Source organism: Coleofasciculus sp. C1-SOL-03 (assembly GCF_040220555.1).
Lineage (GTDB): Bacteria > Cyanobacteriota > Cyanobacteriia > Cyanobacteriales > Coleofasciculaceae > Coleofasciculus.
The window spans coordinates 1-4565 of record NZ_JAVJUO010000045.1; the positions used below are offsets into that span (position 1 = coordinate 1).

Here is a 4565-nt window from a genome sequence, read left to right on the forward strand (position 1 = left end):
GACCTTTGAAATCTTCGTTATCTTGAAGAATGAAGGATTAGCGGGTCTGTGGCAGTTCATTCAGGATAAGATTGGTGACCTGAAAGTGATGGTAATTGATACCATCCAGAATTTTGTGATTGAGAGTGTGATTAAACAGGGCGTGCTGTGGGTAATTAGCCTGTTGAATCCAGCTTCAGCATTTGCCAAAGCCTGTAAGATGATTTACGACATCATCATGTTCTTCATTGAGCGCGGTAGCCAGATTGTCGAATTGGTGAACGCGGTGATGGAGTCAGTGACAGCTATTGCGAATGGGGCGCTGGGTGGAGCCGCGAAGTTAATTGAAAATGCTTTGTCTAAGGCGCTACCCGTGGTGATTAGCTTCATGGCAAGTCTGTTGGGCTTAGGTGGTATTAGTAAAAAGGTTCAGGAAATCATTCAGAAGGTGAAAGAGCCAATTGATAAGGCGATTGATTGGCTAATTTCTCAGGCGGTGAAGTTTGCCAAGGAGATTGGTAAGAAACTTGGGCTTGGAAAGGATGAGGAGGGCAAGGACAACGAGGAAGGTAAGGATGGCAAGCTTGAGGATACTGAAGTTGGTAAAACAATCAACTTCAGCGCCAAGGGCGAGAGCCATCGTCTGTGGATAGACGTCAAGGGAACCTCAGTCACAGTTATGGTCGCCAGCTTTGTGGCTCCCGTTGAGACGAAGCTCGACGATTGGCAAAGGCGGCTTGATGCCAACAAAGAACTTTTGGGGGAAAATCGTCCACAGGCTCTGTCCTTTCTTGGTATAGCCCGTGAACGCCTTGGTCTTACTAAGCAGGAAGGCGAGGAAACGAATAGAGATATGCAGACAGCTCAGCAGCAGCCAGAGAATGAAGCTGCGGTGGATCAAGCTAAGAAGGCAGACAATAAAACTGCGCAAGCAGAACAGAGTCTTGCAGATACACTACAGAAACTGTTTGAGTTGTTTGGTGAAGAACCAATTCCTCTTTATAAAATTGAGGATGTTTTTGAGGTTGCTAACAACCTCAGTTTCGGTGCTGATTTTATAGATGCTTATCGCGCTTTTGAACATGTCTTTCCTCTTCAAAATCAGATAGAAACGGATCAAAGGGTAAAGACGGATGTTATAAAAAAAATGAGAGGCAAGGATAAGATATATAAAGTCCTACAAGGATTTTTATACGTTCCGTTTATAGAAGAGCAACAACGAGCAGTCGAAACATTGCGGCAAAATATAGAAAAATCAGCTGCTATTTTAGGTGTTGAAAGAGGAGGAGCATTATTGGCAGAAGAAATCGCTCAAGGTCTTAACATTGAAACTCGCCTCATTTCTCAGGTGAGGGAATTTGATCCGCATCAAGGAAGGGAGGTGAGAAAAAAATCCAAAGAAACTCAAGCTTTGATACAAGAAGTGGATCGAATAGCAAAGGAAAATTCAGATCGGGAATTAACAGTTTCTATAGCAGAAACTGTTGTGGGAGGTGGCTCAACTGCAAATATCTTAAAGGCTATCCAAGAAAGTACCCTTCTAAAAGATAATCCCAATCTAACAATTCGTTTGTTATTGCTGCAACAGACTTTACATAGTGAAGATCAAGGAAGGCAAGCAGAGAGTGACATAGCTGCCAATGTTGGAGCGGAGCCACCTGATCCAGCAGATATGGCTCAGGGATCTGTCAGAAGAATGACCGATAAAGCTGGAAAAATCCAGCTCATCATTGCACGAACTAGGTACATCCTTGGAGAGGATGTTAACTACCAAATGTCTCGCAATGTTCCTACTTCAAATATGCCCATAGTTCTGTTCAATGGTTCAGAAAATGCAGTCAAGATGAAGCGAATAGTTCCATTGGGAACAGCTACTGCACGAGATATTATTGTGGCTATTGTCGATGGTACTTTTAACGATATTTTGGGACAAATGAAATAGTTTATTCATTAGCTTATGTTCTAGAAACTGACATCTGCATTTAACTTTAATAAGTAATACTCAATGCTACTACTATGAATAATTTTATTTCGGAAATTGATTATTTACATATTAATTCAATCGGCAATCTTGATTCTTGTCGCCAAGCAGCCTTTTCTATTCGTGATTACCTTACTCATTGTTATGATAGTAAAAGAATAGAAGGGTGGGGTACTTATTTAATTTCTAGCGATAAAAAAGCAGAAGACGTTTTTATACTGAAGAATTATATAGAAATAACTAAAGGGGTTTATCCATTCTTATACGCTTACATCCAGCCCTTTAGTATATTGGATTTAGATGTTGCCTCTTTTATGGATCAACAGGGATTTATGGAGCTTAAATAGGGCTTGCTGAACAAGGAGAAAAAAGTAACACTCAATCTAGGTATATTATAGATCAATTTGTCAAACGCAAAATTTGCTCTGATTACTTAATAGGCAGTTAGCGTTTCGACAAACTTATTGTGGTTGTAGTCAGTGATAATCCATGTTCTAGTTCCAGGAGATAATTTTGATCCCCACTGTCTATTCTCGCAGTACAGCTCAACTTCAGCCCAAGTCCCGATAGACTCGTCAATGGCGCAGCAAGCGGCTAGGGGATCGTGGAACTTTTTTCCGGCAGGCTTCTTTTTTAGGTAAGCATCCATCCCCTTCCAAATGTAAGTTAGAGAAAGGCTCTTGTCTTTGACTGCCTTCAAACGTTCGTGCATCTCTTGATCGTAATAGACTTTATGGCATACGTTCTTAGAAACAAAGCGCCTGATACCAATACCTGGATACTTTATAGCTGCTAGAACAGACTTTGGATCACCATTGAGGTTGTAGCTAGGACAGGTTACCATTCCCTTGAATTTGTTTAGCTGCCTTTCAGGAGGAACCACGCCTTCACCAGCAAATCCACCTTGAGCAACCAAACGCCCCAACTTGAACGTATCTCCATCATGAACTGAACTAATGGCTATGGCGACTCCAAGGTTTTTGAGGGGAGCACCTGTAATTAAAGTTGTATTTTCATCGCAACATTCCAGCAGAATTTCCCCTCCGGATTCAGCATCATGAGATGGGGAAACCTTCCCGTAGACTTTGTAATGCCATCCAGAAACGCACTGCTTCTCATGTTCAATATTATAAGCTCCTACAGGGATATTCAAGTCAAACCATTTAAGCGCGTACCGAACCAGTCCAATCTGATCTGGTGAGCCCGGAGTGACAGTTACTGCCTTAAGATTGACATTGGGATGTCCCATTAAAAACAGTAGGGTTAGGAAGTCATCGGGATCGCTGGTTTCCATATCCCAAACTACATCAATCATCCTTAACTCTTATGTAATGCAACTCTTTCATTAACTTATCACAGTCAATCTCGTTCAAGTAAATTTGACTTCAAAGCCTGGAGTTTTACTATGAATAGTCTGTACAAGATTATCCAAAGAATCCCCAAAAGACATTCTATGTACCTAGGGAAGTGTTCAATTAGTCATCTTCATGCTTTTTGGTCGGACTATATTCTCTCTCGTCGAAAATTGGGTATGGCTCAGACAGACAAAGAAAAGGAATTTGTAGAATTACCAGCATTGCTAAAGAATAAATTTAGAATTGATTCAACTCAATTATGGAATAGTATAATTATCCTTTATTGTGAGGGTGAAAGAGATGCTCTTGAAAGGTTTTTTCATTTGTTTGAGAAATATTTGAATCGTAGCTATAATACAGAAGACCAAATAAATGATGACATGTCTCTAGAGACAGCGATCGCCTCACTTGAGCCTTAATCAAACGGAGGCTCTACTTCTTGAAGATGGCTTGATTGGCTGGGAAGCGAGTAGAGCATTTTGAGTTAGACTTTGCTGAAGGAGAAGTTGCCTACAAAACCAGTATTGATGTTGAAGGGTCAACTCTCACATTTCCTCAAATGAAGCGCTTAGTTGACACCAATGTGGCAATGATGGATCAATATCTACCGGGAATCAAGGCTGTGATTCAGGGAGATGCATCACCAGAAGAGGCGATCGCACCTGCTTTTGCTGTAGATAGGTATCACTACGACGATCAAGTCCCTGCCAAAGTTCGTAAGGTTCATTCCCCGGTGTATACACATGAATTACATGCTTTCCCGGTGGCGCGAGGGAGGGGTCAAGAATGGAAGGAATTGAGATTAGCACCACATTTTGCGACGCCGTCACCCCTTTGTCCCAATCGTTGACCACAATATGGTGACAGGCTAAATCTGAACGTAATCCTTGGGCGTCAATCCCTAGATGCAGATGCATGAAACTCTCACAAGCGGGTGTGGCTTGTCGAGACGAGCGAAACTCTATCATCCATAATTTGCATAATTTGGCTAAAGAGTCCTGTCAACTTCATGGGATTCAGGTCATGTTGGCACATTGATGGCGCAAATGAACCAGGTTATCGCCTGAGAGAATACCACCGGATTGACAAGTTCGCCCAAAAACAATTCCCAGATGCTAGCACCCACAGCCGCATCGGAGATTGGAAAGTAACCCGAGTTGAAGAGTACAAGACAGAATCCCCCAGCAGTGATTTTGATGCAATTGTCGTCTGCTATTGCCAATACTCTCCCATCAGTACGGCGTTAGAAC

Annotated in this window: 3 protein-coding genes and 3 pseudogenes; 4 read left to right on the forward strand and 2 right to left on the reverse strand. The window is 42.0% G+C overall.

Annotation, left to right across the window (positions count from 1 at the left end; genetic code table 11):
- Nucleotides 1-1921 (forward strand): annotated as a pseudogene (locus tag RIE73_RS06850) (hypothetical protein); the annotation flags it as partial.
- Between the two features lie 74 nt (nucleotides 1922-1995).
- On the forward strand, nucleotides 1996-2307 hold the full coding sequence (locus tag RIE73_RS06855) for a hypothetical protein (RefSeq protein WP_446400481.1): 312 nt from the start codon (nucleotides 1996-1998) through the stop codon (nucleotides 2305-2307).
- An 86-nt stretch (nucleotides 2308-2393) separates the two neighbouring features.
- On the opposite strand, the gene RIE73_RS06860 is transcribed toward RIE73_RS06855, so the two are convergent.
- Complete coding sequence (locus RIE73_RS06860; RefSeq protein WP_446400482.1) at nucleotides 2394-3275, reverse strand: nucleoside hydrolase; 882 nt, start codon at nucleotides 3273-3275, stop codon at nucleotides 2394-2396.
- A gap of 216 nt (nucleotides 3276-3491) precedes the next feature.
- Between RIE73_RS06860 and RIE73_RS06865 the strand changes: the two genes are divergently transcribed.
- Nucleotides 3492-3734, forward strand: coding sequence for a hypothetical protein (locus RIE73_RS06865; RefSeq protein ID WP_446400483.1), 243 nt, complete (start codon nucleotides 3492-3494; stop codon nucleotides 3732-3734).
- Nucleotides 3735-3959: 225 nt separating this feature from the next.
- On the opposite strand, the pseudogene RIE73_RS06870 reads toward RIE73_RS06865, so the two are convergent.
- Nucleotides 3960-4277: pseudogene (locus RIE73_RS06870) on the reverse strand (carotene isomerase); the annotation flags it as partial.
- A 47-nt stretch (nucleotides 4278-4324) separates the two neighbouring features.
- On the opposite strand from RIE73_RS06870, the pseudogene RIE73_RS06875 reads away from it, so the two are divergent.
- Nucleotides 4325-4565 (forward strand): annotated as a pseudogene (locus RIE73_RS06875) (hypothetical protein); the annotation flags it as partial.